We start from the raw sequence: 26,900 nt of genomic DNA, 5'->3' as shown, positions 1-26,900 counted from the left end.
AGCATCGGCAGGAATGGCGGTGCGCCGCCCCGTTCAGCCTTCCGGCGAACAGCTGGATCAGTACCGCGTTGCGCAGTCCCTTGCCTCCCGGATCGGCCGACGCCGGGCCGCGCGCAGCCTCGTCGCTGAATTCGCAGCACCGGCCTTCCTGACGCCGACAGCATGACCAGGGTCGGCGAGAAAGCGTGACCTTCCCCGGATTGAGCGCCGGGCCGCTTCAAGCGACGCGCACCGGCCCAAGCGGGCTGCAGCACCATTGATCCGACACTCCGGGGCCACCGCGAGTCCCCATGGGCATCCCGCCCACAATCCTTAACGCCCGTTGACTCTTCGGTCAGTCGCGATATTGTTCCTTTTATTGCAACTCCAGTTCCATTTTATGGAACTTTTTTGGACTCAACCGGATGTCCATTCTGTCGGCCGCCGTCGATGTGCTCCGTTGCTTCTCCAGCACGCGTCACGATGTGACCGTGACGGATCTGGTTTCGTTGCTTGGAATGCCGAAGAGCAATGCGTCGCGGCTGCTGCGGGCGATGCGCGACGAGGGGCTGCTTGAAACGGTCGGCGACAGCAAGCGTTACCGCCCCTCCCTGCTGCTCAATCAGGTCGGCCATATCTACCGCTTCGCCGCTTCGCTGATCGACCGTGCCGACACCGTGGTCGGGCGCGTCTCGGACGAGGTCGGGCATACCGGCTATATCAGCGTGAGACGCGGCACCGACATCGTCGGCGTCACGGCCCATCCCGGACGCCACGCCCTGCGTGTCGTCACGTCGATTGGCGACCGTATCGCCGCCTTCGCTTCCAGCACCGGCCGCGCGCTGCTCGCCCGCCTGCCCGACGACGAAGTCCGCCGCCTCTATGCCAGCGGCTTCGTTCCCCCGTCCGACACGGCCCCCCAGGACCTCGACGAACTCCTGGCGCGCCTCGCCGTCACACGGCGCGAGGGCTACGCCGAATCGCATGACGAGGCGGTCAGGGGCGTGCGCGCCATCTCGGTTTCGGTCGGCGACCCGACCACCGGCGACGAAGTCGCACTCTGCATCTCCTTCCCGGCTGCGACCGTCACGCAGGAGGAGCGCCTCGCCATCATCCGTTCTCTGGGAGACGGCGCCGCCGAGATCGCAGCGCTGACCCGGGACCCGCTCTTCATTCCCCTACATCCCTCAATCGCGGAGACAGCTCCATGAGCAATCGTTGGCGCATCGGCTTCGATATCGGCGGCACCTTCACCGATTTCATCCTCTATGACGGCCAGGAGCGCTCGGTTCGGCTGCACAAGCGCCTGACCACGCCGCATGACCCGTCCGAGGCGGCCCTGATCGGCCTTGGCGAGCTGACCGAGATGGCCGGCATCACGCTGGCCGATATCGGCGACATCGTGCATGGCACGACGCTGGTGACCAACGCGGTGATCGAGCGCAAGGGTTCCAAGCTCGGCCTGATCACCACGCGCGGCTTCCGTGACATCCTCGAAATGGGAACCGAGCAGCGCTACGACATCTACGATCTGTTCCTGACCTTCCCCGAGCCGCTCGTCTCGCGCGAGCTTCGCCTCGAAGTCGCCGAGCGCATTGACCGCGACGGCAAGGTCGTGACGGCGCTCGATACCGCAGCGGTGCGTGCAGCCGCCCGCGAGCTTGCCGCCGCCGGCTGCGAAGCCATCGCGATCTGCTTCCTGAACAGCTACCGCAACTCCGCCCATGAGCAGGAAGCCGGCCGGATCGTTCGTGAAGCCTGCCCTGAACTCACGGTCTCCCTGTCGAGCGAGGTCGTCGCCGAGATCTGGGAGTATCAGCGCTTCGTCACCACCGCAGCGAACGCCTATGTCCAGCCGCTGATGCGGCGCTATCTGGAACGGCTGGAGCGCGAGCTCGCAGCCCGCTCCTTCACCGGCTCGCTGCGGCTGATGCATTCGGCGGGCGGCCTGGTCTCGCCAGAGACCGCCCGCACCTTCCCGATCCGCCTGCTCGAAAGCGGCCCGGCCGGCGGCGGCCTCGCGACCGCCCTGTTCGGCGAGCTCGCCGGCCACAAGGACGTCATTTCCTTCGACATGGGCGGCACCACCGCCAAAGCCTGCATGATCGAGGACGGCCGCGCCGAGATCGCGCCGATGCTCGAAGCCGGGCGCGTCAACCGCTTCGCCAAGGGTTCCGGCCTGCCGATCAAGGCTCCCGTCATCGACATGATCGAGATCGGCGCCGGCGGCGGCTCGATCGCCGCCATCGACGAGGTCGGCCTGCTCAAGGTCGGCCCGCACTCCGCTGGCTCCGACCCCGGCCCGGCCTGCTACGGCATGGGCGGTACCAAGCCGACCGTCACCGACGCCAATCTGGTGCTCGGCTACTATGACCCTGGCTTCTTCCTGGGCGGACGCATGGCGCTCGATCTCGCGGCCGCGCGCAAGGCCGTTGCGTCGGTCGCCGAGCCGCTCGGCCTCTCCGTGGAAGAAGCGGCCTGGGGCATCCACAAGGTCGTCGTCGAAAGCATGGGCGCTGCGGCGCGTGTCCATCTCGTCGAGAAAGGCAAGGATCCGCGGCACTACGCCATGGTCGGCTTCGGTGGCGCGGGCCCGGCCCACGCCGTCGATGTCGCCCGTGTGCTCGGCGTCCGGCAGGTCATCATTCCGCCGGCCTCGGGTGCCGCCTCGGCGCTCGGCTTCCTCGCGGCGCCGCTCTCCTTCGACATGGTGCAGTCGCTGCCGGTCGAGTTCTCGGAGGGCTTTGACGCCCAGGCCGTCAACACCGTGCTCAGCGTGCTCGAGGCCCAGGGCCGCAAGCACCTGCTCGAGGCCGGCGTGAAGCCAGCCGACATCACGGTCGAGCGCTCGGCCGATATGCGCCTCGTCGGCCAGATGCATGATATTGCGGTGACCCTGCCGGCCGGCACGATCGACACATCGAGCCTGGACGCCATCCGCGCGGCTTTCGCCACCACCTATTCGGCGCGCTACACCTCGGTCTACGAGGGCGCCCGTCTCGAGGCGATCAACTTCCGCGTCCGCTGCGCCGGCCCGGTGCCGAGCCTCTCGCTCTCCGGCGCGGCCGGTGGGGGCGATGCCGGCACTAAGGTGAAGGGTACTCGCCAGGCCTGGTTCGAAAGCGGCTGGAGCGAGGCGACCGTCTATGATCGCTACGCCCTGCGGCCTGGCGACAGCATCAGCGGGCCCGCCATCATCGAGGAGCGCGAGGCGACCACCATCGTTCCTCCCGGGGATACGGTCGCGATCGACGAGGTGCTCAACCTGCTCGTCAGCGTCGGGCGGGCCAGCGCTGCCGAAACCACGATCAGCGCCGACATGCCGCTGGCCGAGGCCGCGCGCCGGATCGAGGCCGACCCGATCTCTCTGGAAATCATGTGGAGCCGCCTCGTCAACGTCGTCGAGGAGATGTGGCTGACCGTCTGCCGCACGGCCTTCTCGCTGGTGATCTCTGAAGCGCAGGATTTTGCCTGCGAGCTGCTCGACCCCGAAGGCGAGACGCTCGCGCATTCGCCGCGCGCCATGCCGGTGTTCAACCTGACCCTGCCGCGCGCGGTCAAGGCGCTGCTGGAGCGCTATCCGGCCGACACCCTGAAGCCCGGCGACGTTCTGATCACCAATGATCCCTGGCTCTGCGCCGGCCATCTCTTCGACATCGCCGTGGTCACGCCGGTGTTCCTGGGCGACCGCGTCGTCGGCCTGATGGGCACTGTCGGCCATGTCTCCGATATCGGCGGCACCAAGGACAGCCTCAGGGCCCGCGAGATCTACGAGGAAGGCTTCCAGATCCCGCCGATGAAGCTCTACGAGGCTGGCCGGATCAACGAGACGCTGGTCCGCCTGCTGGGCGAGAACGTCCGCAATTCCGAGCAGGTTCTCGGCGATCTGCACTCGTTCGTCGCGGCCAATGCGATCGGCGCCGAGCGCCTGCAGTCCTTCCTGAGCGATTACGGCATGCAGGATCTGCGCGCCCTCGCCTCGGTGGTGCAGGACCGTTCCGAGAGGGCCATGCGCGAGGCTATCGCCGCGTTGCCGGACGGGACCTATCACGGCACCGTCTCGAACAACCCGCTCGGCACGCCGATGACCTATCCGCTGGCGCTGACCGTCAAGGGCGACACGATCCATCTCGACTTTGAGGGCGCCCCGCCGCAGCTGCCGCAGGGCGGGCTCAACTGCACCCTGAACTACACGATGGCGCATGCGACCTACCCGCTGAAATGCATGCTGACGCCGAATGTCCGCGGCAATGCCGGCTGCTACCGCGCCTTCTCGATCGACGCGCCGAAGGGCTCGATCCTGAACTGCGACAAGCCGCTCGCGGTCAACTTGCGGACGCGCACCGGCTGGTACATCGCGCCGAACATCTTCCGCGCCCTGTCGCAGGCTGCGCCGAAACAGGTCCAGGCCTTCACCGGCCTGCCGGTGGCGGCGAGCGTCTATGGCCGGGACCAGGCGGGCGATACCTATTCCGACATGCTCTTCGTCGGCGGCGGTCAGGGCGGCTCGGCCCATGGCGACGGCAAGTCCGGCCTGCTCTATCCGACCTCGGCCGCCAACACCTCGATCGAGACCTTCGAGGCGCGGGTGCCGGTGCTGGTCGTCGAGAAGACCTACCTCACCGACTCCGGTGGCGCCGGCCAGCATCGCGGTGGCCTCGGCCAGCGCGTCCGTCTGCGCAAGCTCTCCGATGACGGCCTCCCGACCCTAGTCTCGCTCTATCCGGAAGGCGTCAACAACCCGATCCCGGGCCTGTTCGGCGGCAAGGCCGGCGGCGGAGCATCAGGGCGGGTCATCGATGAGCAGGGCCATGTCCTCAAGGATGTCGGAACGGGCGACCTCGTCCAGGTCAAGCATCCCCATGAGATCGTCGAACTCGTGCTCGCCGGCGGCGCCGGCTACGGCGCGGCGTCCGAGCGCTCACGTGACGCCATCGCCCGCGACATCGCACTCGGCCTCGTCTCGCCAGAGGCAGCCAAGCGCGATTACGGGGTCCAGACCAGCCATGCGACGCACGACGTCGGCGAGGCCAAGGCCGGCATCCTTGTTGCCTGACGACTGACGTCAACACGCACATCTGCCCCTTCAGGGGCCAATAACGGGGACTGAGGCATGAAGGACCAACCGAAAGGAGTGCCTCAGCGGCACCCGAGCCTGTTCGAGCCCGGGACGCTGGTGCTGATCGCCATCCTTTGCGTCTTTGGCGCGATCATTGGCATGCAGCTTCTGGTGTCTCTGGGCATCACGGCGAACACATCGCTGATCGGCGCACTCGCCGCCATGGCGCTTGCACGCGTGCCGATAGCGATGTTCACGCGCTACCGTTCGATCCATGTCCAGAACCTGGCCCAGAGCGCCATCTCGTCAGCGACATTCGGTGCTGCCAACAGCCTGCTCCTGCCGATCGGCATTCCCTTCCTGCTCGGTCGCTCGGATCTGGTGCTACCGATGCTGGCAGGCGCCTTCGCCGCAATGCTTCTCGATGCCTACCTGCTTTATCGGATGTTCGATTCCCGGGTGTTTCCCGCGACCGGTGCCTGGCCCCCGGGCGTTGCCGCTGCCGAAGCGATCAAGGCCGGCGACGAGGGCGGACGCAAGGCGGTGCTGATGGGGGTCGGCTTCGTCACCGGCATCCTCGCCTCCTTCGTCAAGGTGCCGCTCGCGGCCATCGGCTTTGTCGGCTCGACTGCAGTCTCCGGCATTCCGATGTCCGCCTTCGGCGTCGCCTTCATCGGCAATATCTGGGCGCTCTCGATGTTCGGCATCGGCCTGCTGCTGCGCGGCTATTCCAGCCAGCTCTTCGGCGGCCCGCTCTTCGACGGCATCATCCCGAAGGGCGATCTGATGGCGGCCTATATCCCGCACGGCTTCATGATCGGCGCAGGGCTCGTTGCCCTGTTTCAGGTCGCGCAGCTCCTGTTCAGGCGCAGCGAAGCCCAGAAGCTGGCCGAGGCCGCCTCCGGCGTCTCCGATGCCGAAGTCAGGCGCGCGCTCGGTCTCGGCACCATCGCCTATCTCGTGATCGCGATCTTCATCGCGCTGGTCGGCGGCCTGATGAGCGACATGTCGATCGGGATGTTGATCCTGTTCGTGCTCTATGCGGCCTTTGCAGCCTATGTGCATGAACTCATCGTCGGCCTCGCCGCGATGCACTCTGGCTGGTTCCCGGCCTTTGCCGTCGCGCTGATCACGCTGATCATCGGCATGCTGATCGGCTTCCCGATGCCGGCGCTTGCCTTGCTCGTCGGCTTCTCCGCCGCGACGGGCCCCGCCTTCGCCGACATGGGCTACGATCTGAAGGCCGGTTACATCCTGCGCGGCAACGGCGCTGATCCTGCCTTCGAGCGCGACGGCCGCCGGCAGCAGCTCTTTGCTGCGATGTTCGCCTTCGTCATCGCCGGTGCGGTGGTTCTGGTTTCCTACCAGTCCTTTTTCGACCAAAACCTCGTCGCCCCCGTGAACAAGGTCTATGCCGCGACGATCAAGGCGGGTGTGGCGCCAGGCGTCGCCTGGCAGCTCTTCCTCTGGGCGATCCCCGGCGCGATCCTGCAGTTCATCGGCGGCCCGAAGCGCCAGATCGGTGTGCTCTTCGCCACAGGCCTGCTGATCAGCTTCCCGATGGCGGGCTGGGCCGTCCTGGCCGGCATCGTCTGTCGGCTTATCTGGGAGAAGCTGCGCGGCAGCACGGGCGACGGGGACATGGAGGTCTTCGCCGCCGGCATTATCGCCGGAGACGCGATCTTCAGCTTCTTCGACTCGGTGATCAAGAACTTCAGGCGTTGAGCGCCTGCGCGCCCGTGCCGGGAACGGCACGGGCTTCCATTCGACAGTGGAGGGTCGCGCCATGCGCAAACTCGGAACCCTGACCATCGGCCAGGCCCCGCGCTCCGACATCACGCCCATTCTCGATGCATCGATCGGCTCCGACCTGCCGCGCCGCCATGCTGGCGTGCTCGACGGGTTGAGCAGAGCCGAGATCGACCGCGACTTCGCCCCTCAGCCCGGAGCGGCCGTGCTGATCACGAAACTGCTCGACGGCAATTCGGTCATTATCGACAGGAGCCACACCGAAGCTGCGGCGCAGGCCAAGATCGCCATGCTGGAGGCCGAGGGCTGCAGCACGATCCTGATGCTCTGCACCGGCCATTTCGAGAGCCTGACGGCAAGCATGGCGCAACTGATCGAGCCTGACCGCATCCTGCCGCCAACGGTCGCCGCCCTCACCCAGGGCGCGCAACTCGGCATCATCGTGCCGCTCGCCGAGCAGATCGCAAGCGAGGCCGGGAAATGGGCCGGACTTGCTCGCAGGCCGCTCTATGCTGCGGCCTCGCCCTATGGCGGGCCCGGCCCCAGCCTGGCCGACGCGGCCCGCGACCTCGCCAGACGCGGTGCCACGGTTCTGCTGATGGACTGCATGGGTTTCGTCGAGGCTCATCGCCGCACGGCGGCGGAAGCCGCTAAACTGCCCGTGATCCTCTCCAACAGCCTGATCGGCAAGCTCGTTTCCGAGATCGCCTGAGCGAGGCGGTCGCACTCACGGCCCTGTTTCGGGCAACTCGCCACGCAACGGCCTGGCGGGGGTACACAAGTACTGGTCCGATACCGGTCACGTCAGCTCTTTCGCCAGGGCTCGATGCTTCTGAACAGCAAGCTGAAGACGGTGCTTGGAGCCTCGCCTTCAGCCACTCTTCCGGCTGGCCGTGGTTCGTTCGATCATTTCAGATTGCCGAAGTGGTTCTTCTCCGCGACGCCCGCCCGGATCTGATGCTCCTCGATCGCCCGCTCGTGGCCGTCGGAGCCCCGGACCCGATATTGCCGTTGTCCGTTTTCGGCCGCCGGCAGCACCCGGACAATCCGATAATTTCCGGCGCTGGATCTGTCGCGGAAGCCGAAACTCAGGCTGATCACATCGCCTTCCCTATAGTCACTGGTCATGGAGCAAGTCCTCGCTCTCGCAGCGCTCGTCGAGCAGGCTTCCAACGAAGGTAGCCCCATCGCTGCAATGATCGGTGACCGCGAGGTTCACGACATGCCCGTCCTCACAGATCAGCCTGATTTCATAGGAGAGCAGCGAAGGAGGAATCCGGCGCAGGTCGAGCTCGAAATACCCGCGGCAGCCGCCGTTTGCGTTCCGGGATGTTTCGAAGCTGTAAGATACAGGCTGGCGCGTGCCGTCGCGCCAGATGATCTGGCCCTTGCCCTGAAGCCAGGTGACCTGGCGTTCGCTTTGCACGGCGATAATTCCAGCCTTGACCGGTACCTAACTGGCACCGCGGCCCGCCCTCGGTTCAGGCTGAACGGTAGCGGCAACGCAGTGGGCGCTCATCCAAGGCGCCAGGCAAGCAAAATCCCCGCGTCATCTCAGCACAGAGGCACGTCCTGGAGCGTTCGGGGACAGGTGCAGCCTGACCGGGAGGCGCGAGCAGTCCGCCGCGATGCCCCTCCCCCTTTCAAGACCCGCAGCATGCGACGTCACGGCAGGTCCATTCTCGGATCGAGTGCGTCGCGCAGACCATCACCAACGAAGTTGAAGCTCGTGACGGCGAGCGTGATCGCGGCGCCGGGCAGGATCGCAAGCCAGGGTGCGCTGGTGAGATAGCTCTGGGCGTTCTCCAGCATGTTACCCCAGCTCGGGGTCGGCGGCTGGATGCCGTAGCCGAGGAAGCTGATGTAGCTCTCGGCCAGGATCGCATGGGCGACGTTCAGCGTCGCGGCGACGACGATCGGCGCAATCGCGTTCGGCAGCAACTGGCGAAACATGATGCGGCGGTTGCTGGCGCCCATCGCGACCGCCGCGACCACGTAATCGCGCGTACGGAGCGATTTTATCTGAGCCTCGACGACCCGCGCCACCTCCATCCACGAGGTCATCGCGATCAGCATGACGATCGAGGGGACCGACGGCGAGATCAGCGCCGAAATCGCAAGCAGCAGGAAAATCGAGGGGAAGCAGAGCATCGCGTCGACGAAGCGCATCAGGGCGGCCCCGACCGCGCCTTCATAGAACCCGGCGATCATGCCGATGCAGATGCCGATCGCCATGCTGATCAACATGGCGGAAAACCCGACCGCGAGAGAAATCCGCCCGGCCATCAGCAGCCGCGCCAGGATATCGCGCCCGAGCGGATCGGTGCCGAGCACATGCGGGCCAAAGAAGGGCGGCGCGAAACGCTGCCGAATGTCGATGAACGTATCGCTATAGGGCAGCAGCATCGGCCCGAAGATGCAGGCGAGCGTCATCGCCACGATGGCCACAGCGCCGAAAACCGCCAGCCGGTGCCGGCGGAAACGGCGAAAGCCCGGGCTGTTCCAGAAAAAGGGCGAAGCTGCCAACCGGATTTCGGTGACGCCGGTGAGATCAGCGCTCATCAGCCGTTCCTCGCAATGCGCGGATCGGCGAGACCGTAGAGCAGGTCGGCGATCAGACTGCCGAGCAACACCAGTACGGCGGTGAACATCAGGATACCCATCACCACGGGATAGTCGCGATAGCTGATCGAATCGAGGAAGAGCCTCCCCATTCCCGGCCAGGTGAACACCGTCTCGGTGACGAGCGCGCCCGACAGCAGCGTCGGCACATGCAGGCCGGTGATCGTGATCATCGGCAGCAGGGCATTGCGAAAGGCGTGTCGCAGCAGGACCTGCCGTTCCGGCACGCCCTTGGCTCGGGCGGTGCGGATATAGTCTTGATTGACGACCTCAAGCATCGAGGAACGCATGTAGCGGCTCCAGACGGCGGTTGAGACGAGCGCCAGCACGATGCAGGGACCGATCAGGTGATGGATCCGGTTGAGCACCGAGCCATCGCCGATGGTGTAGCGGTTGCCGGCGGGCAGCCAGCCGAGCCCGACCGAGAAGACATAGATGATGACGAGACCGAACCAGAAGGTCGGGATCGAAAGTGCGATCATCGCGCCGATCGTCGCGAGTGAATCAAACAGCGAGTAGCGCTTGATCGCGCCGAGGATACCGACCCAGGCGCCGAGCAGCATGGCGAGCAGCGTCGAGGTCAGCATCAGCTCCATCGTCGCGCCGATATGCGAGGCGATGATGTGCAGCACCGGCTGATGGTCGCGATAGGACAGCCCCCAGTCACCGCGCAGCATGCGCCAGAGCCATTCCGCATATTGCACCGGCAGCGGGCGGTTCAGGCCGAGTTGCTCGGCGATGCGGTCGAGATCGGCCTGGGTCATGTCGCCACCGGCGGCGAATTGCGAGAGCGGCCCGCCCGGAGCCAGGTGGAGGATGGCGAAGCCGATCATCGAGACGATCAGCAGCAGGACGAGCGCCTGCAGCAGCCGTCGCGCGAGAAAGGTGCTCATGACGCCGTGTTCCGGGCGGATCTGTTCATGGTCTCAGCGCGCCCAGTACCAGCTGCCCATATTCCAGGTATTCTGGCGGGCATTGATATTGGGCTCGTAGCCGATGAGCCCTTCCTTGTAGCCCTCGACCGGAACATATTGGTAGATCGGCAGGATCGGCAGTTCCTCGCGGACGATCTCCTGCAATTTCCAGTAGATCGCCTTGCGCTTGGCCTGATCGAAGGTTTCCTGACCTTCCTTCATCAGCGCATCGGCCTCGGCATTCTGCCACTGCATCTGGTTGGCGCCGCTGCCGTTCTTGGCGGGAATCGCATCAGAGGCGAAGCGCGAGGCCGGATCGGGATCGATCACGGTGCGGAAGGCGGTGCCGACCAGCAGCGACTGGAACTTCGAGCGCGTATAGAACTCGCCCCAGATCACGGCCGCCGGCATGTTGTTGATCGTCATCTTCACGCCGACCTGCTGCCAGTCCTGCATCATCAATTGCTGGCACTGCTCGCGCAGCGAAGCACCGGTGGTCGTCGAGACCGCGAATTCGAGCGGCACGCCGTTCTTCATGCGAACGCCGCTGCCGCTGCGTTTCCAGCCGGCGTCGTCTAGCAGCTTGTTGGCTTTGGCCAGGTCGTAGCTCTGCTGCGGCAGATTGGGATTGTAGGCCCAGGATTCCTGCGGTGCGAAGGACTCCGTCGGCTTGTGCAGGCCATAGAAGATGACGTCGATGATGGCTTGCTTGTTGATCGAGGCGTAAAGCGCCTGGCGCACCGCCTTCTCCGACAAGGCCGGATGCTCCAGATTGGGCATCAGGATTTCGAGCGAGGCGTTCGGGATCTTCACGATCTTGCGGCCCGGCAGCTTCACGGCCTCGGCATAGAAATTCGCCGGGATGCCGGTGCCGATGATGAGATCGACCTGCCCCGTGCGGAACTGCGCATAGAGCGCGGTCTGGTCGGGCACATATTTGAGGACGGCCTTCTCCAGATAGGGTCCCTTGCCGTGATAGCGCTCATTGGCGACGAGCGTGATGTTGTCGCCCGGCGTGCGCTGCCCCCATTTGAACGGCCCGGTGCCGACCGGCGCACCGTTGAAGGGCGCGGTATTGGGGTCACTGGCCTTCTCGAGCAGATGCTTGGGCACGATGAAGGTATTCGAGAGCAGCGCGAGATAGGGCGCGTAGGCCTTCTCCATGCGCCACGAGATTTCGTGCGGTCCCTTGACGACGATATCCTTGACCAGCGCATGGCCGACGCGGGTGCGGGCCTTGAATCCGGGCGCATTGATCAGTTCGAGCGTGTATTTCACGTCCTCGGCCGTGAATGGCGTCCCGTCATGCCAGGTGACGCCCTCGCGCAGCTTGACCTTCCAGGCCAGGCCGCCTTCCGAGATGCCGCCATTGGCCTCGCTCGGCACCTCGGTTGCGAGATCGGGCATCAGGTTGCCCTGAGGGTCGGCGAGCCACATCGTATTGAAGACCTGCATCCAGACGGTCTCGTCGACCTCGATGCCGGGCATGAGCGGGTTGAATGCGGTCGGCTCCTGCGACAACCCGACAACGACCTGGCCGGTCGGCTTGGCAGGTGGCGGCGGTGCGGGCTTCGTCTGGGCGCTGGCGCCAAATCCCGAGGCGGCGAGAAAGCCGCCCGCTCCGAGCGCGAGAAACTGGCGGCGATGCAATGCCGGCATCGGGAAAGCCGAACGGGTCGTTCCGTCGGAGTGCTTTATCATCCGGTAACCCCTCTTTTGCTTGTTTTGCGGAAGTCCCGGGCGCCCCGGGCAATTCAGGCGGAATCGATCGCGCATCCGCGCCGCCCGCTTCATCCGTCGGGTCGATCGCGGGCGCGGCCGATCCTTCAACCGCGTGCCTAGGTTAGGCCTGCACCGACCCGCCTCGTATGCCGATCACGGCGCCCGGCCGGGCATAATCTGCCGATTCAACCACCGCCTTTGGCATAGGGTTCTGCACCGGATCGGGTCTTATCGAGCCGATCAAATCGGATCGGCCGTGCGGATGGATTGGTCGTTGGCCGCGCGGAGCGATCCCGCAGCGCAAGGAAAGCCAGCCTATGTCTCCTCCGGTCACGCGCGTGCGCAGCGACGAGACGCTGCCGAAATCCGCCGATGTGGTGGTGATTGGCGGTGGCATCGCCGGCACCAGTGCCGCCTATGAGCTGGCAAAGAAGGGACACTCGGTCGCGTTGCTCGAGAAGGGCCACCTCGCCGGCGAACAATCGAGCCGGAACTGGGGCTGGTGCCGCCAACAGAATCGCGACCTGCGCGAATTGCCGCTGGCCCAGCGCGCCGTCGAGATCTGGAACGGACTGAACGAAGAACTCGGCGCCGAGACGGGCTTTCGCCGCACCGGGCTCCTCTATGTCACGACCAAACAATCCGATCTCGATCTGTGGTCGAACTGGGCGGACCGCGCCCGCGAGTATCAGATGCATAGCCGGATGCTGACGGCTGCCGAGGCCAGGACCATGTCGCCGGGCAGCACGGAGAACTGGATCGGCGGAGTGCATTCGCCGACCGATGGACGGGCCGAGCCCGCGCTGGCGACACCCGCTATTGCCGAAGGGGCGCGCAAGCGGGGGGCGACCATTCATCAGAATTGCGCCGCGCGCGGACTGGAGACCGAGGGCGGCAGGGTGTCGGCGGTCGTCACCGAAAAGGGCACGATCCGGACCAGCGCGGTGCTCTGTGCGGGCGGGGCCTGGAGCTCGATGTTCTGCCGCCATCACGGCATCAAGCTGCCACAGGCAGGCGTGCGCTCGACCTCCTTTTTCACCGAAGCAGCACCGCAGGTGATCGAGGGTGGGCTGTCGATGCCCGACCTCACGTTCCGCCGCCGGCTCGATGGCGGGTATACGGTCGGGATCAGCGGGCGCGGCCTGCTCGAACTCACCCCGCAGGGCATGCTCTACGCCCAGCACTTCTGGCGGACCTTCAAGAAGCGGCGCGGTGGCCTGACCATCCGGGCCGGCCGATCCTTCTTCGCCGGGCCGGAGGCGATCTCTCGCTGGAGCAATGATGGCATCTCGCCCTTTGAGCGGATCCGCACCTTCGATCCGCCGGCACAGGAGGAGCTTATCAGCTTTGCCCTGGCACGACTTGGGCAACTCTATCCGCAGCTCGCCAATGTGAAGATCGCGCATAAATATGGCGGGCTGGTCGATTTCACCCCGGATTGGATTCCGGTCATCTCCGGCGTCGCCGCCCTGCCCGGTTTCTATATCTCGACGGGCTATAGCGGGCATGGCTTCGGCATCGGCCCGGCCGCGGGGCGACTTGCGGCCGACATCGTCGCCAATGACACCCCGATCGTCGATCCACGCCCCTATCGCTACAGCCGCATGATCGACGGGACCGATCTCGGCGAGCCCGGCATGATGTGACGCGTCCGCGCCCTTCGATATCCCCGGGGTTGGGCCCCGCCACAGCTGCACTCGGCGATCGGCATCTAGAGCGCACTGCGGCATTGCGTCCGGTGCCGATGCAAAGATGATCCAATGCCGCCGGCAGTGCGCTCGCTAACGTCGCGACGAAACCCCGCCGGAGCTCACCGTCTATGTCACCGACGCTTGAACGCATCGCCAGCAATGCGCGCCTGCCCACCGAGGCCGATGTCGTGGTGATCGGCGCCGGAATCGTGGGCAGTGCGGCAGCCTATTTCCTGGCCAAGCGCGGGCATAGCGTCGCGCTCGTCGAGAAGGGTGTCGTCGGCGGCGAACAGTCGAGCCGGAACTGGGGCTGGTGTCGCCAGCAGAACCGCGACGCACGCGAACTGCCCCTAGCCATGCGCGCCATGGACCTCTGGGACAGCTTCAGCCGCGAAATCGGCAGCGATATCGGCTTCAGGCGCAGCGGGCTCATCTATGCCAGCAACGATGCCGGCCAGATCGCGCAATGGGAAAAATGGCGCGGAACGGCACAGCAGTTCGGCATCGATACGCGCATGCTCTCCGGCAGCGAGGCGGCGGCCATGACGGCCGGCACCGGCCACTCCTGGCTCGGTGGGGTCCATTCGGTCAGCGACGGCAAGGCAGAGCCTGCCCTCGCGGCACCTGTCCTCGCAGAAGGCTCCCGTTCGCACGGCGCAAGCATCCACCAGGATTGTGCAGCGCGCGGCCTCGACATCACGAATGGCGCGGTCTCCGGCGTGATCACCGAGAAGGGGTTGATCCGAACGCGCTCGGTAATCCTTTCTGGCGGCGCCTGGGCCTCAGCCTTCTGCCGGCGCCATGGCATCCGGTTTCCGCAGGCAAGCATCCGCTCGACCATTTTGCGGACGGAGGCTGCGCCCCAGTTGCTCGATGCGCTCTATACCCCCGATTGCGCTCTGACGCGGCGGCTCGACGGCAGCTACACGATCGCCATCAGCGGCAAGGGCACGCTTGAAGTCACACCGCAGGGACTGCGCTATGCGCGAGAGTTCCTGCCGATGTTCATCAAGCGGCTGAAGGCGGTCGAGTTCGGCCTCGGCACCTCCTTCTTCAAGGGGCCGGAGGCGCTCGGAGGCTGGGCTTTCGACAGGGAGACACCCTTCGAACGCATCCGGGTCCTCGACCCCGTGCCGAGCCGCACGTCCGTCGCGCTGACGCTGGCACGGGCGCGGGCGCTCTACCCCGCACTTCAAAACGTCGCCGTCCGTGAGAGTTGGGGCAGCTATATCGATTCAACGCCGGACGCCGTGCCGGTGATCTCGCCCGTCGCGGGTCTGCAGGGCTTCGTGCTGGCGGCCGGGTTCAGTGGGCACGGTTTCGGACTCGGGCCCGCGGCCGGCCATCTCGCTGCCGATCTCGCCGTGGGGGACAGGCCGATCGTCGATCCGCGTCCCTTCCGGCATTCGCGCCTGATCGATGGTTCGAGGGGCGAGATCGGCGAATTCTGAACGCCACCCGTCCGTGTAGGACACTCCGTCCTTCGGCCCTTCGCAGCCGGCGGCAATTCATGCTGAACCGGGGCAGATGATCGGCAGAATCTTTGCTCGACCGGACGCAATTCCAAGTCCGCGCCTGCGCCCCGACACTAGTCTTGGATGCAACGCGGCAGATCGTGCTGGCGCGGCAACTTCTGAGGCGAGAGACGCGATGAGCACCCTGCGGCCGAAATTCGTGACCTTCGATTGCTATGGCACGCTGATCAATTTCGAAATGGGCCCGGCGGCACGGCGCGTCTATGGCGCACGCCTGTCCCCCGAGGTCATGGACGGTTTCTGCGAGAGCTTCAGGGGGTTTCGTCTGGACGAGGTCCTCGGCGCCTGGAAGCCCTTCATCGAGGTGGTCCACAACTCGGTGGAGCGCAGTTGCAAGGCCTGGAAGATCACGTTCGACCCGGCCGACGCCCAGGCGATCTACGACGAGATTCCAAGCTGGAACCCGCACACGGATGTACCGGCGGGCCTCGCCAAGGTTGCCAGGGAAATCCCCCTCGTCATCCTCTCGAATTCGATGAAGGAGCTGATTCCGCACTCCGTCGTCAAACTCGGCGCCCCCTTCCATGCGGCCTATACGGCGGAGGAGGCACAGGCCTACAAGCCGCGCCTGCAGGCCTTCGAATACATGTTCGACATGCTGGGCTGCGGGCCGGAAGACGTCGTGCACTGCTCGTCCAGCCTGCGCTACGACCTGATGAGCGCCTACGACCTGAAGATCGGCCAGCGGGTCTTCGTCAATCGCGGTCATGAGCCCGGCATTCCCGCTTACGGCTACCGCGAAATCAAGGACATCGGTGGCCTGCCAGGCCTGCTCGGGCTCTGACGCCGATGCGCGATTTCGACCCTGACGCCATCACCTTCGCCACGGGCCATTTCATCGCCGGCAGCAACATCGATGGCCCCGGTGAAAGGATCAGCGTCGCCCGTCCGTCCGACGCCGTAACCTATGCCGATTTGCCGGTCGCATCGGCGGAGGTCGTTGATCGCGCGGTCGAGGATGCAGCGCTTGCGGTCAAGCGCAGTGGCTGGGCAACGCAGCCGCCGCGCGACCGGGCGCGTGCCATGCGGCGCTGGGCCGAGTTGATCGAGGCGAAAAGCGAGGAACTCGGCCGGCTGGAGGCTCTGGGCTCGACGCGCCCGATCGCCCAGGCCGTGACCGGCGATGTCGCCAGCACAGCCGAAGGCATCCGCTTCTTCGCCGAATGGGCCGACAAGCTCGGCGGCGACGTCGCCGCGACGCGGGCCGACCATTTCGGCATGATCGTCTCCGAGCCCTATGGGGTGGTGGGGGCGATCACGCCCTGGAACTTCCCCCTCAGCATGGCAAGCTGGAAAGTCGGCCCGGCGCTCGCCGCCGGCAATGCGATCGTCCTGAAGCCATCCGAACTGACGCCGTTCTCGACCGTGAGGCTGGCTGAGCTCGCCGTCGAGGCCGGAATTCCGCCTGGTATCTTCAATGTCGTGCAGGGCACGGGCACGGTGACGGGCGACGCACTCAGCCGCCACCCCGGCATTGCCAAACTCTCCTTTACCGGCTCCACCCGTACGGGCATAGCCGTGATGAAGGCCGCGGCCGAGACCGGCATCAAGCCGGTGACACTGGAACTCGGCGGCAAGAGCCCGCAGCTCGTCTTCGCAGACGCCGATCTCGACAAGGCAGCGGATTGCATAGCGAGCTCCCTCCTCGCCAATGCCGGCCAAGCCTGCGTGGCGGGTTCGCGACTGATCGTTCAGCGGGAGGCCGCCGACGCCCTGGTCTCAGCTCTGCTGGCGCGGCTCTCGCGCATCACGCCAGGACCGACCTGGAAGTCATCGACGGGCTTTGCGCCGATCATCTCTGAAATCCAGGCCCGACGCATCGATGCGATCCTGGCCCGCAGCCGCGCCCAGGGCGCCGAGGTGCTGTTGGGCGGCGGCAGGATCGAGGGCCATGGCGGCGCCTTCTATCAGCCGACCTTGCTCGCGGGCGTCGATGCGGACACCGCAGCCGTGCGTGAGGAGATCTTCGGCCCGGTGCTGACGATCCAGAGCTTCGAAACCGAGGAGGAGGGCTTTGCCCTCGCCGACCACCCCGAATACGGGCTCGCAGCCGGCGTCTACACCTCCGATCTCGGTCGCGGCCTGCGGGCCGTACGCCAGATCAAGGCGGGTACGGTCTGGATCAACCGCTATAACCGCACGCTCGACTTCATCCTGCCGACCGGCGGGTACAAGAGCTCTGGGATCGGCAAGGATCTCGGCCGGCAAGCCGTCGAGGCCAATCAGCGACACAAGACGGTGCTGATCGACATCGGTGTGTAGCGCTCGTGGCCCACTCGCGTGGACCACGCCGCGATCGGGATCGAGCCGATCGATCACCTAGATTCCGGCCCGTGCTGACGACGATCTCCCGCCTGCTTCAGCGATGCTGAAGCAGGCGGGCTGAATCGACCAGGCTCGTCGTCATTCCAGACAGGCCATAAGGAGAAGCCCCGGTGTGATGCTGGGGGTTCGTCCGGTTGACGGCTCCTCAGTGGCGCCAGTCCTGGTAGCGGTAATAGGCGCCGACGAAGGGCAGGAACCAGGGCGGACCGAAATGGCCTGGCACCGCCGGCCAGGCGAGCCCCGCGAGCGGATTCGCATTCACGTCCCCGCCCATGACGCGGGCCATGATCTGCCCCATATGCACCGACATCTGAGTGCCGTGGCCGCTATACCCCAGCGCATAGAACACGCCGTCGCGCTCGCCGGCGCGCGGCAACCGGTCAGAGGTCATGTCGACCAGACCACCCCAGCAATAGTCGATGCGAACGCCGGAGAGCTGCGGAAAGAGTTCAAGCATGCGCGCCTGCAGAATCGCGCCGCTCTTGGCATCGGATTTGGGGCTCGACAGAGCAAAACGGGCTCGGCCGCCGAAGATCAGGCGATTATCCGGTGTGAGGCGGAAATAGTTGCCGATATTCTTCGTCGTCGTCGCGGTGCGCCGCATCGGAAGGATCGATGCAGCAAGCTCGGCTGAAAGCGGCGCCGTGGCGATGATGAAGCTCCCCACCGGCACGATGCGCCGCCTGAGCCAGGCGAACGGCCCCTGCCGGGAGGCACCGGTCGCAAGCAGCACCTGCCCGGCCTCGATCTCTCCGCGGCTCGTCACGACCCTGTGCGCACGCGCATTGAGCCGGTGAAGCTCCGTCACCGCAGCGTTCTCATAGATGCTCGCGCCACGCCGTGCAGCGGCATCGGCCAGCCCGACACCGAAACGGCCCATATGCATATGGGCACTGCGCGGGAAGACCAGTCCGCCATGGAATCCGTCAGAACCGATTTCCCGGCGGATTTCCTCCGGCCGGACCACGGTGAGATCAGGCTCGACGGTGCGCGACAGCAACTCGGCGCTCTTCTGCAACTTGGCGAAGTGCTCTGGCTTGGCCGCGAGCTTGATCTTGCCGGTGCGGATAAAATCGCAATCGATCGCCTCGCTTGCGACCAGTCTCTCCACCTGAGCAACCGCATCATCGAAGGCCCGGTAGAGCGCCACGGCACGGTCCTGGCCCAGGCTGGCTGCGAGACCGCCGAGATCATGGGCGAGCCCGTTATTGCAGTGTCCCCCATTGCGCCCGGACGCCTCGCCGATCACACGGCCCGCTTCCAGCACCGCAACGCTTGCGCCGGATTTTGCCAAGGCCAGTGCCGCGGAGAGCCCGGTGAAACCACCACCGACGATGGCGACATCGACAATGCCTGCGAGCGGACCTGTGGCGCCTGCGCCGAAACGAGGCGCCGTCGCAAGCCAATAGGGTTCGAGTTTCATCAGCGATCGATCCGCGGGTCAGCGCCAGCTGTCAGGGCCGGGAAGGCGTTGGGAACCGGTCTGCGCAAGCTGTTGCCCAGACGCGGCCCGATTTGGAAGCCCGAGCATGCGACATTCTAAGCCTATGTATTGTATGAATTTTACTATTCTCGAAAGCCTGCGGCGCACCTATACTTGGGCTTCATTCCAGATGAGGCTCGCAGGGGTGGATTACAAAACGGCCAAGCGCCCACTTGACTATGCGATCGATATCCGCGCGATGACCGAGGCCGATCTCGGCCAGGCACACCAGCTCTCGATCGCCGTCGCCTGGCCGCATCGCCCTGAAGACTGGCGGCTGGTGTTCGAAGTCGGATATGGCCTCATCGCCTGCGACCGGATCGGTCGTGCGCTCGGGACAGCGATGTGGTGGCCCTTTGGCGAACATTTCGCCACGATCGGCATGGTGATCACCTCGCCCCGCCTCCAGGCACGAGGCGCCGGCCGCCGGCTGATGGACACGATCTTCGAACAATCGGGGCAGCGCGATCTGCGCCTGAATTCGACGCGCGAAGGCTACCGGCTCTACCGCTCGCTCGGCTTCGAGCCGATCGGCCGCGTCTTTCAGCATCAAGGCCGCGTCGAGGATGCGAGCCCCGCCATCGATTCCACGATCACGGTACGGCCAGTGGTCGTGGACGATCTCGACGCCATCGCCCGTCTCGATGCCATGGCCTATGGCGCGGATCGGACGCGGGTGATCAAGACCCTGATGCTGCAGTCGATCGGGACGATCCACGAGCGCAACGGAGAGGCCGTCGGTTTCGCGTTGTGCCGCCCCTTCGGGCGCGGCCATGTCGTCGGGCCGATCGTAGCCGAGGACGATAGCACGGCGATCGCTCTGACCCGGCCACATGTGCAGGCTCATGAGGGCGGGTTCCTCCGGGTCGACACTGCGATGGAGCAGGGTCAGTTCGGCGGGTTCCTCGAATCCTGCGGTATGATGATCCACGACACCGTGACGACGATGATCCGCGGCAACAATCATGCTGCGCGCGGCACGATGCGCACCTTCGGGCTGATCAACCAGGCCCTGGGTTGAGGGCTAGATCATCGGACCGGATAACGTATCCGGTCCGATGATCTAGCCTTCTGTGTTTGCTTCGGCTTTTCCGAAAACCGCAGTCCACTTTTCGGGCCGATGCTTTAAACGTCGAACAGCACAGGCAGCGGATAGCCCGACTTCTGGATCGGCGTCTTGATGACGATGTAGCTGAAATACTTCGAGATGCCGAGATTGCGGTCGAGCAGCGTCTCGATCAGCGACTGATAATGCGTCAGCCCGCGTGTGACGAACTTGACGAGATAATCATAGCCGCCGCTGACCATATGGCATTCCACCACTTCGTCGACGCGGCGCAGGCCCGTTTCGAAGCGGATGAAATATTCCTTCGTATGGTCCGCCAGCGTGATCTCGGTGAAGACCGTGATCGTCTCGCCGAGCTTCTGCAGGTTGATGGTCGCACCATAACCGGAAATGAAGCCGGCCTGCTCGAGCCGCTTCACACGCAGCAGGCAGGGACTCGGCGATAAGCCGACCGCATCGGCCAGCGTGACATTCGTCACGCGGCCGTTGTTCTGAAGTTCGATCAGAATCTTCATGTCGATGCGGTCGAGCCGCACGCCCGGTGTCACCACGAAAGCCTCACGCCAGCCCTCCCCGCGCAAATCCGAACGGCGAGCCACCACTCCGGTGGTGTGAAACTAAACACGTCGCTCTATCCGAGCAAAGCGAGGATCATGCCAGCTCAACCGGTTTCAACTCGGCTTGGACCTCAGGGAGCGCCAGCATGTCGTCCAGCGTCTGGCGCAGGCGCGCGACAATCAGATCGATCTCCGCCTCGCTGCAGCACAAGGGCGGAGCGAGACCGATGATGTCATCGGCGAAAGCCCGGAAGATCACGCCGTTGGCATAGCCGCGCGCAAAAAGATGGTCGGACAGTTTCGCCGCGCGCGAGAACTTCTCCTTGGTGACCTTGTCGGCAACGATCTCGACACCGGCGAGCAGGCCGCGCGCCCGGACTTCTCCGACCAGGGGATGGTCGGCAAGCGTGGCGAGGCGCTCCTCGAAATAGGCGCCGACCCGCTGGCCATTGGCGAGGATGCCACCCTCGTCATAGAGGCGCAGCACCTCGAGCCCGACAGCGGCGCTGACGGGATGGCCCGAATAGGTATAGCCATGCCCGATCGGGCCGCCGGCGGGTGCATTGTCCGCGATGGCGCGATAGACCTTCTCGCCGATCGCGAGCGCTCCGAGCGGGGCGTAACCGGAGGTCAGGCCCTTGGCCATGCTCATCATGTCCGGCACGACGCCTTCCGCCTCGCAGGCGAACATCGGGCCGGTTCGTCCGAAGCCGGTGATGACCTCATCGGCGACGAAGAGAATGTCGAGTTCGGCCGCAGCATCGCGCATCGCTTTCAGCCAGCCCTTCGGCGGAACGACGACGCCGCCCGATCCCTGCACCGGCTCGCAGAAGAAGGCGGCAACGGTGTCAGCCCCGAGTTCCTCGACCTTGGCCCGCAGCGCCGCGACGCTGGCTGCAATGACGGCGCCATCGTCGGAGCCTGCCGGATTACGATAGGGATAGGGCGAGGCAATGTAGTGCTGCCCCTCGGCCGGCAGGTCGAAATTGGCGTGGAACGCCGGCAGCGCCGTCACGCCGGCCCCTGTCGAGCTCGAGCCGTGATAGCCTCGCTCCAATGAGATGATCTGCTTCTTCGCCGGTCGTCCGGTGACGTTGTAGTAGTAGCGGATCAGGCGCAGCGCGCTGTCGACGGCATCGGAACCGCCGAGCGAGAAATAGATGTGGTTGAGATCGCCGGGCGTGATCTCGGCAAGCTTGGCGGCCAGCCGGATCGCAGGCTCGCTGCCGAAGCCGAAATAGCCGGTAGCATAGGGCAGCTCGCGCATCTGTGCGGCAGCCGCCTCGACGATGCTGTCATGGCCGTAGCCGACATTCACGCACCATAGCCCCGCAAAGCCATCGATCAGCTCGTGACCATCGGCATCGGTGATGAAGGCTCCGCGTGCCGATTTCAGGATGGTGACGCCGCGCTTCTCGTGCCCCGCCCAGTTGGCGACAGGGTGGACCCAATGCATGCGGTCGAGGGCTTCGAGCGAGTTGACGGTCATGGAGACAGGCCTTGCTGGGGGATCTCTAGAGCGAATGACGGATCAGGCAGCGCCGGCCTGCATATAACCGGCAGGTTCCGACCTCAGTCGCGTAGCATGCGCCTGCTCGCGCAGGTAGCGGCCCGGAGTGACCCCACATATGCTCTTGAAATGGCGCGACAGGTGGCTCTGATCGAAGAAGCCGGCCTCGGACGCCGCCAGTGCCAAGGGCACGCCCTCGCGCAACAACGACTTCGCGTAACGGATACGCCGGTGGCAGATGAAGCGATGCGGCGTGAGCCCGACCTGTCGGCGAAACACCGTCACGAAGCGACAGACGCTCAGGCCGGCGAGAACCGCAATATCCTCAAGATAGACTGCGTCGGTGAAGTGCCGCTCGATATGGCTGAGAGCACGCTGGATACCGGGGCTGATATGCCCCGAAAGCGCTGCACCGACATTGGAAACTGGCTCTTGCATGGACTGGCTCTTCCCTGCTGACGGCCTTGCCGCCTTGCCAGAAGCCTAGGACCGGGCCGCCATGATGTCGGCCTCAGCAAAGGGGCCGACATGGTATCCCCTGCGCATTTGCTGCGCGGTCACAGCACATCATGCTTTCGGCGTTCATTCAGGCGCCGCCGCTTAGGCTTGCTTCAGCCCGCCCATGTGGAAACTCTTGGTCTCCAGATATTCCTCGATACCGGTTGCGCCGCCTTCGCGTCCAATTCCGGACTGCTTGATGCCACCGAAGGGCGCGACCTCCATCGAGACGGAGCCGGTGTTGAGCCCGACCATGCCGAATTCGAGCCGCTCGCCAACGCGCCAGGCGCGATGCAGATTCTCGGTATAGAAATAGGCCGCCAGGCCATAGGGCGTGCCATTGGCGATCTCGATCGCCTCATCCTCATGCCTGAACCGGAACAGCGGCGCGACCGGTCCGAATGTCTCCTCATTGGCCAGGCGCATCCGCGTATTCGCCCCGGAGAGCACGGTCGGCGCGATGAAACGGACAGGATCGAAGCCGGCCTCGCCTCCGACGAGCCGCTTTGCGCCGAGCGCCAAGGCATCCTCGACATGCGCCCGGACCTTTTCGACGGCCGCAGCATTGATCAGCGGACCGATACTGACGCCATCCCTGCGACCATTGCCGACCTGCATGGCCGATACCGCTCTGGCAAGACGCTCGGCAAAGGCATCATGAACACCGTTCTGCACCAGGATGCGGTTGGCGCAGACGCAGGTCTGGCCGGCATTGCGGAACTTGCTGGCGATGGCCCCTGCAACGGCCATGTCGAGATCGGCATCATCGAAGACGATGAACGGGGCATTGCCGCCAAGCTCGAGGCTGAGCCGCTTCAGAGTGTCCGAGGACTGACGCATCAGCAGCGCACCGACCCGCGTTGAGCCCGTGAAGGAGAGCTTCCGCACGGCGGCGCTGCCGGTCAGCGTCTCCCCGATCGCATTGGGCAGGCCCGTGACGATATTGATCACGCCCTTGGGGATACCGGCCCGCGCCGCCAGCACGCCGAGCGCCAAGGCCGAATAGGGCGTCAGCTCCGATGGCTTGACCACGACGGTACAGCCCGCCGCCAGCGCCGGCGCGCATTTGCGGGTGATCATCGCATTGGGAAAATTCCACGGCGTGATCGCGGCGGAAACCCCAACCGGCTCCTTGAGCACAAGGATACGCCGGTCCGCGGTCGGGGCCGGCACGATGCCGCCATAGATGCGCCGCGCCTCCTCGGCGAACCACTTGATAAAGCCCGCGCCATAGCGCACTTCGCCTTCGGCTTCCGCCAACGGCTTGCCCTGTTCTGCGGTCATGATCAGGGCGAGATCACCGGCATGCGACAGCAGGAGATCGTGCCAGCGCTCCAGCAACGCGGCACGCTCGGCTGCCGGGCGCGCGCGCCACGCCGGAAAGGCAGTTTCCGCGGCAGCGATGGCAGCCTGCGTCTCCGCTTCGCCACAGGCCGGGATCGTACCGAGCTCGGAACCGTCGGCGGGATCGCTCACCGCCAGCACCGCGCCCGACGCCGCCCCGACCCACTCGCCACCGATCAGCGCGCGCTGGACGAACAGGCCTGGATCCTTCAGCTGATCCACGAGCATGGACTGACCTCTCCTCAATAGCCGCGCTTGCGGTCCACCAGCCCGAGCAGCGGCTCGCCGGCGCGATGACGTCTCAGATTGTCGAGCACGACATCGACCGCCGTCTCCGGCTGGGTCATGCTGGCGATATGCGGGGTGATCAGCACGCGCGGGTCGCGCCACAGCTCATGGCCGGCGGGCAGCGGTTCGGGCGAGGTGACATCCAGGACCGCCGCCGAAATCTGGCCGCTATCAAGCGCGGCGAGCAGGGCATCCTGGTCAAGATGGCCGCCACGTCCCGAACTCACCAGCCGCGCCCCGCGCGGCAGTTTTGCGAAGAGCTCGGCATTCAGCACGCCGCGCGTCTCATCGGTCAGGGGCAACAGGCAGACCAGGATATCGGTGCGGTCGAGGAAATCGGCCATTTCGTCAGGGCCGGCATAACAGGTGACGCCCTCGATCTCGCGGCGCGATCGGCTCCATCCCGCGACCTGAAAGCCGAAACCTGCGAGCTTGCGACACGCGGCCTCCCCCAGCATGCCGAGCCCCAGAATGCCGACACGACGGGTCGAAGCCGGCCAGACCCTGATCTGACGCCAGATCTGGTCGCGCTGCTGGGCGATGCACGGCACAAGGTCGCGATGCAGCGCCAGCACCGACATCGTGACGTATTCGACCATGCCGTCGACGATGCCGGGCTCGACCATCCGCACGACCGGAAGCTCCGGCGGCAGCTTCGAGAAATCGAACTGGTCGACACCGGCCCCGACCGAGATCAGCAATTCCAGATTAGGGAACTGCGCCATGATGTCGTCTGGCGGCATCCAGGCAGCGAGATAGCGAATGTCTGTGGGATCGCCGATATCCGGCCAGATGCGAAACCCCAGATCCGGCGCCCTTGCCGCCAGAAGTCTGGCCCATTCGGCGCCGCGTGCGGGATCGGATTTGTAAAGCAGCGTCATGGTACCCGCCTGCTCCGGATATCAGCCAAGGGCCTGGTTCGCCAACGCATAGAGGCGCATCGGCCCCGATAGGATTGGCATCTCGCCGAGCACCATCGACGTGACCAGCCCCACAGGCTTCAGCCCGCATTCGGTCAGCCAGCCTTCCAGCCCGCGGTCCGCCTGGATATCGACACGCAGGAACTGGCCGCGCTGTTCATTCAGCCAATGCGCGATCAGGATTTGCGCATCGTCGCGCGTCGTGGCGACGACAGGTCCGACCACCAGACCGCGACCGAAGCGGCGCAGGATGCTGAAGCCCACGGGCCGGCCGTCCCGCTCCAGCACGATGCACTCGCCGCAGGCGAGCAGCATCTCCAGCATCGGTTTACGCACCAGTCCGGTGGCCTGGCGGTCAAGCCGTTCCAACAGCGTCAGATCCGCTTGGCGGCCGAGGCGCAGCGACAGGCCCGCTTGCAGGACGGGCGCCGCGATCGCGGGCGCCTCACCCTGATATTGTTGCACCCCACCGCAGGGAACGAAGCCGAGCTTCGCATAGAGCGGCTCCCCGGCGGCGGTGGCGTTGAGCATCAGCGAGCGCCCCTGCGCCTGCTCGAACAGCGCCTGCATCAGCCGTTTGCCGATGCCTCCACCCTGATGGGCGGGCGAAACAATGATCATGCCGAGCGTGGCATGGGTCTCGCCATAGGGCCACCAGAGCGCGGTCGCGACGATCTCCTCGCCGAGCGTCGCGACGACGCCACGGCCGAGGCCGATCACCATCTCCCAATCCTCGGCCCGATGCGGCCAGTTCACGGCGCGCGACAACGCATGGCAGGCCAGTGCGTCGGCCGTCGAGATCTCACGCAGCAGCAGCGTCTCTTGAGGGGCGGTAGCGGACATTATCGGTTCCATGGTCAGAGGCATCGGCACGATGTCGCGGGCTCAGCCCTGGACCTCCTGCACGACGTAGAATTTGGCGACATGAGCGCTGCTTTCCCAGGCGCACGGTGCGTCCTGGACAACGAAGACGCTGTCGCCTTGCTCGACGCGCGTGACGCTGCCATCGGCTCCCGTGAGGGCGACGCTGCCAGCCACCAGATGCATGAGCTCATTGACGCGATGCGGTCGCGAGATGCGGTGATAGGGCGTCGAATCCCAGGTGCCTGCCCGGAAGCGCGAAGCCTCGTCGGTAAAGGCGTTGAAGCTGCGGCATTGTGGCGTCGGGCCGATGAGCACCTCGACCGGCGGGGCTGCCGAGGGCGAGAGGGCGGCATCGGCCCGAATCTCCTGCAAGCCAGGCGCGGCCGAGGTCGCACCGGTCGTGGCGCAGAAGACGAAGCGCGTACCGGGCGCTGCTTCGATCCGCAACGCGGTGCCGCGCGCGATCACGGCCCCACGCCCAGGCGTCAACTCCAGAGCAGCCTTGCCGGTCTCGGCAAGGCGCAGCAGCCCGGCGACGACGACCATGAATTCGGTGTGAGGAAACGAGGCGCTCTCGCAAGTCCCCTCGAACGCAGCGCGGCCCGCCGCCATGGAATCAGGGCCGGTCCAGGCGATCTCGCGGCTCGCGGCAAATGGGTCGGCGGCGCTCAGCCTTGTCGTGCCGGGGCTGATGGCAGGCTGGGCGCCCTTGGCGCGGTGAAGCACTATGATTGCGGGCGATGTCATCTGTGGAGCCGTCCAGACGTTTCTTGC

General features: G+C 65.5%; 22 protein-coding genes. 9 read left to right on the top strand and 13 right to left on the bottom strand.

Annotated elements, in window-relative coordinates:
- Positions 1-404: 404 nt before the first annotated feature.
- The 4 genes from BIWAKO_RS21235 (at position 405) to BIWAKO_RS21220 (ending at position 7,499) form a co-directional block, all read left to right on the top strand.
- On the top strand, positions 405-1,190 hold the full coding sequence (locus BIWAKO_RS21235) for an IclR family transcriptional regulator (protein WP_069880333.1): 786 nt from the start codon (positions 405-407) through the stop codon (positions 1,188-1,190).
- Positions 1,187-5,035 (top strand): hydantoinase B/oxoprolinase family protein, encoded by a 3,849-nt coding sequence (locus tag BIWAKO_RS21230; protein WP_069880332.1) that lies wholly within the window; start codon positions 1,187-1,189, stop codon positions 5,033-5,035. The genes BIWAKO_RS21235 and BIWAKO_RS21230 overlap by 4 nt, the downstream gene beginning before the upstream one ends.
- Positions 5,036-5,092: 57 nt before the next feature.
- A complete protein-coding gene (locus BIWAKO_RS21225) occupies positions 5,093-6,763 on the top strand; it encodes an OPT/YSL family transporter (RefSeq protein WP_069880331.1) in 1,671 nt (556 codons plus the stop codon).
- 61 nt (positions 6,764-6,824) lie between these two features.
- Positions 6,825-7,499: an AroM family protein gene (locus BIWAKO_RS21220; protein ID WP_069880330.1), complete on the top strand. Its 675-nt coding sequence runs from the start codon at positions 6,825-6,827 to the stop codon at positions 7,497-7,499.
- A gap of 194 nt (positions 7,500-7,693) precedes the next feature.
- Here the strand turns inward: BIWAKO_RS21220 and BIWAKO_RS21215 are convergent, their stop codons facing one another.
- The 5 genes from BIWAKO_RS21215 to BIWAKO_RS21195 form a co-directional block, all read right to left on the bottom strand.
- Positions 7,694-7,888 carry a hypothetical protein gene (locus tag BIWAKO_RS21215; RefSeq protein ID WP_141740176.1) on the bottom strand — a complete coding sequence of 65 codons (195 nt, stop codon included), beginning with the start codon at positions 7,886-7,888 and terminating at the stop codon, positions 7,694-7,696.
- A 16-nt stretch (positions 7,889-7,904) separates the two neighbouring features.
- A complete protein-coding gene (locus tag BIWAKO_RS21210) occupies positions 7,905-8,213 on the bottom strand; it encodes a hypothetical protein (protein WP_069880328.1) in 309 nt (102 codons plus the stop codon).
- A 239-nt stretch (positions 8,214-8,452) separates the two neighbouring features.
- Positions 8,453-9,349, bottom strand: a complete 897-nt coding sequence (locus BIWAKO_RS21205; protein ID WP_069880327.1) for an ABC transporter permease — start codon at positions 9,347-9,349, stop codon at positions 8,453-8,455.
- Positions 9,349-10,302 (bottom strand): ABC transporter permease, encoded by a 954-nt coding sequence (locus BIWAKO_RS21200; RefSeq protein WP_069880326.1) that lies wholly within the window; start codon positions 10,300-10,302, stop codon positions 9,349-9,351. Before BIWAKO_RS21200 ends, BIWAKO_RS21205 begins: the two co-directional genes overlap by 1 nt.
- A gap of 33 nt (positions 10,303-10,335) precedes the next feature.
- Positions 10,336-12,024 (bottom strand): peptide ABC transporter substrate-binding protein, encoded by a 1,689-nt coding sequence (locus BIWAKO_RS21195; protein ID WP_084651653.1) that lies wholly within the window; start codon positions 12,022-12,024, stop codon positions 10,336-10,338.
- Positions 12,025-12,362: 338 nt separating this feature from the next.
- On the opposite strand from BIWAKO_RS21195, the gene BIWAKO_RS21190 reads away from it, so the two are divergent.
- The 4 genes from BIWAKO_RS21190 (at position 12,363) to BIWAKO_RS21175 (ending at position 17,533) form a co-directional block, all read left to right on the top strand.
- Positions 12,363-13,691: an NAD(P)/FAD-dependent oxidoreductase gene (locus BIWAKO_RS21190; RefSeq protein ID WP_069880324.1), complete on the top strand. Its 1,329-nt coding sequence runs from the start codon at positions 12,363-12,365 to the stop codon at positions 13,689-13,691.
- A gap of 173 nt (positions 13,692-13,864) precedes the next feature.
- Positions 13,865-15,187: an NAD(P)/FAD-dependent oxidoreductase gene (locus tag BIWAKO_RS21185; protein ID WP_069880323.1), complete on the top strand. Its 1,323-nt coding sequence runs from the start codon at positions 13,865-13,867 to the stop codon at positions 15,185-15,187.
- A gap of 199 nt (positions 15,188-15,386) precedes the next feature.
- Positions 15,387-16,055 carry a haloacid dehalogenase type II gene (locus BIWAKO_RS21180; protein WP_069880322.1) on the top strand — a complete coding sequence of 223 codons (669 nt, stop codon included), beginning with the start codon at positions 15,387-15,389 and terminating at the stop codon, positions 16,053-16,055.
- Between the two features lie 5 nt (positions 16,056-16,060).
- On the top strand, positions 16,061-17,533 hold the full coding sequence (locus BIWAKO_RS21175) for an aldehyde dehydrogenase family protein (protein ID WP_069880321.1): 1,473 nt from the start codon (positions 16,061-16,063) through the stop codon (positions 17,531-17,533).
- 208 nt (positions 17,534-17,741) lie between these two features.
- Here BIWAKO_RS21175 and BIWAKO_RS21170 read toward each other — a convergent pair whose 3' ends face one another.
- Positions 17,742-19,019, bottom strand: coding sequence for an NAD(P)/FAD-dependent oxidoreductase (locus BIWAKO_RS21170; RefSeq protein WP_069880320.1), 1,278 nt, complete (start codon positions 19,017-19,019; stop codon positions 17,742-17,744).
- Between the two features lie 205 nt (positions 19,020-19,224).
- Here BIWAKO_RS21170 and BIWAKO_RS21165 point away from each other — a divergent pair, with 205 nt between their 5' ends.
- On the top strand, positions 19,225-20,100 hold the full coding sequence (locus tag BIWAKO_RS21165; protein ID WP_176733369.1) for a GNAT family N-acetyltransferase: 876 nt from the start codon (positions 19,225-19,227) through the stop codon (positions 20,098-20,100).
- Positions 20,101-20,204: 104 nt separating this feature from the next.
- Here the strand turns inward: BIWAKO_RS21165 and BIWAKO_RS21160 are convergent, their stop codons facing one another.
- From BIWAKO_RS21160 to BIWAKO_RS21130, 7 genes are all read right to left on the bottom strand, one after another.
- Entirely contained in the window at positions 20,205-20,681 is a 477-nt protein-coding gene (locus BIWAKO_RS21160; protein WP_200878107.1) for an Lrp/AsnC family transcriptional regulator, read from the bottom strand.
- A 115-nt stretch (positions 20,682-20,796) separates the two neighbouring features.
- Complete coding sequence (locus BIWAKO_RS21155; protein WP_069880318.1) at positions 20,797-22,191, bottom strand: aminotransferase class III-fold pyridoxal phosphate-dependent enzyme; 1,395 nt, start codon at positions 22,189-22,191, stop codon at positions 20,797-20,799.
- A gap of 42 nt (positions 22,192-22,233) precedes the next feature.
- A complete protein-coding gene (locus BIWAKO_RS21150) occupies positions 22,234-22,650 on the bottom strand; it encodes a helix-turn-helix domain-containing protein (protein WP_069880317.1) in 417 nt (138 codons plus the stop codon).
- Between the two features lie 162 nt (positions 22,651-22,812).
- On the bottom strand, positions 22,813-24,276 hold the full coding sequence (locus tag BIWAKO_RS21145; RefSeq protein WP_201788709.1) for an NAD-dependent succinate-semialdehyde dehydrogenase: 1,464 nt from the start codon (positions 24,274-24,276) through the stop codon (positions 22,813-22,815).
- A 20-nt stretch (positions 24,277-24,296) separates the two neighbouring features.
- Positions 24,297-25,223 carry a 2-hydroxyacid dehydrogenase gene (locus tag BIWAKO_RS21140; protein WP_069880315.1) on the bottom strand — a complete coding sequence of 309 codons (927 nt, stop codon included), beginning with the start codon at positions 25,221-25,223 and terminating at the stop codon, positions 24,297-24,299.
- Between the two features lie 21 nt (positions 25,224-25,244).
- Positions 25,245-26,105 carry a GNAT family N-acetyltransferase gene (locus BIWAKO_RS21135; RefSeq protein ID WP_069880314.1) on the bottom strand — a complete coding sequence of 287 codons (861 nt, stop codon included), beginning with the start codon at positions 26,103-26,105 and terminating at the stop codon, positions 25,245-25,247.
- Between the two features lie 42 nt (positions 26,106-26,147).
- Entirely contained in the window at positions 26,148-26,873 is a 726-nt protein-coding gene (locus BIWAKO_RS21130; protein ID WP_069880313.1) for a cupin domain-containing protein, read from the bottom strand.
- Positions 26,874-26,900: the final 27 nt, after the last annotated feature.

The organism is Bosea sp. BIWAKO-01, assembly GCF_001748145.1.
Taxonomy (GTDB): Bacteria; Pseudomonadota; Alphaproteobacteria; order Rhizobiales; family Beijerinckiaceae; genus Allobosea.
The sequence above is the reverse complement of the archived record's forward strand: the minus strand, read 5'-3'. Positions and strand labels throughout refer to the sequence as shown.

Coding starts and splice junctions, on each gene's coding strand:
- BIWAKO_RS21185 (WP_069880323.1), top strand. CDS start 13,865: ATGTCACCGACGCTTGAACGCATCGCCAGCAATGCGCGCCTGCCCACC.
- BIWAKO_RS21195 (WP_084651653.1), bottom strand. CDS start 12,024: ATGATAAAGCACTCCGACGGAACGACCCGTTCGGCTTTCCCGATGCCG.
- BIWAKO_RS21130 (WP_069880313.1), bottom strand. CDS start 26,873: ATGACATCGCCCGCAATCATAGTGCTTCACCGCGCCAAGGGCGCCCAG.
- BIWAKO_RS21140 (WP_069880315.1), bottom strand. CDS start 25,223: ATGACGCTGCTTTACAAATCCGATCCCGCACGCGGCGCCGAATGGGCC.
- BIWAKO_RS21150 (WP_069880317.1), bottom strand. CDS start 22,650: ATGCAAGAGCCAGTTTCCAATGTCGGTGCAGCGCTTTCGGGGCATATC.
- BIWAKO_RS21230 (WP_069880332.1), top strand. CDS start 1,187: ATGAGCAATCGTTGGCGCATCGGCTTCGATATCGGCGGCACCTTCACC.
- BIWAKO_RS21190 (WP_069880324.1), top strand. CDS start 12,363: ATGTCTCCTCCGGTCACGCGCGTGCGCAGCGACGAGACGCTGCCGAAA.
- BIWAKO_RS21205 (WP_069880327.1), bottom strand. CDS start 9,349: ATGAGCGCTGATCTCACCGGCGTCACCGAAATCCGGTTGGCAGCTTCG.
- BIWAKO_RS21220 (WP_069880330.1), top strand. CDS start 6,825: ATGCGCAAACTCGGAACCCTGACCATCGGCCAGGCCCCGCGCTCCGAC.
- BIWAKO_RS21170 (WP_069880320.1), bottom strand. CDS start 19,019: ATGAAACTCGAACCCTATTGGCTTGCGACGGCGCCTCGTTTCGGCGCA.
- BIWAKO_RS21225 (WP_069880331.1), top strand. CDS start 5,093: ATGAAGGACCAACCGAAAGGAGTGCCTCAGCGGCACCCGAGCCTGTTC.
- BIWAKO_RS21135 (WP_069880314.1), bottom strand. CDS start 26,105: ATGTCCGCTACCGCCCCTCAAGAGACGCTGCTGCTGCGTGAGATCTCG.
- BIWAKO_RS21175 (WP_069880321.1), top strand. CDS start 16,061: ATGCGCGATTTCGACCCTGACGCCATCACCTTCGCCACGGGCCATTTC.
- BIWAKO_RS21200 (WP_069880326.1), bottom strand. CDS start 10,302: ATGAGCACCTTTCTCGCGCGACGGCTGCTGCAGGCGCTCGTCCTGCTG.
- BIWAKO_RS21155 (WP_069880318.1), bottom strand. CDS start 22,191: ATGACCGTCAACTCGCTCGAAGCCCTCGACCGCATGCATTGGGTCCAC.
- BIWAKO_RS21180 (WP_069880322.1), top strand. CDS start 15,387: ATGAGCACCCTGCGGCCGAAATTCGTGACCTTCGATTGCTATGGCACG.
- BIWAKO_RS21235 (WP_069880333.1), top strand. CDS start 405: ATGTCCATTCTGTCGGCCGCCGTCGATGTGCTCCGTTGCTTCTCCAGC.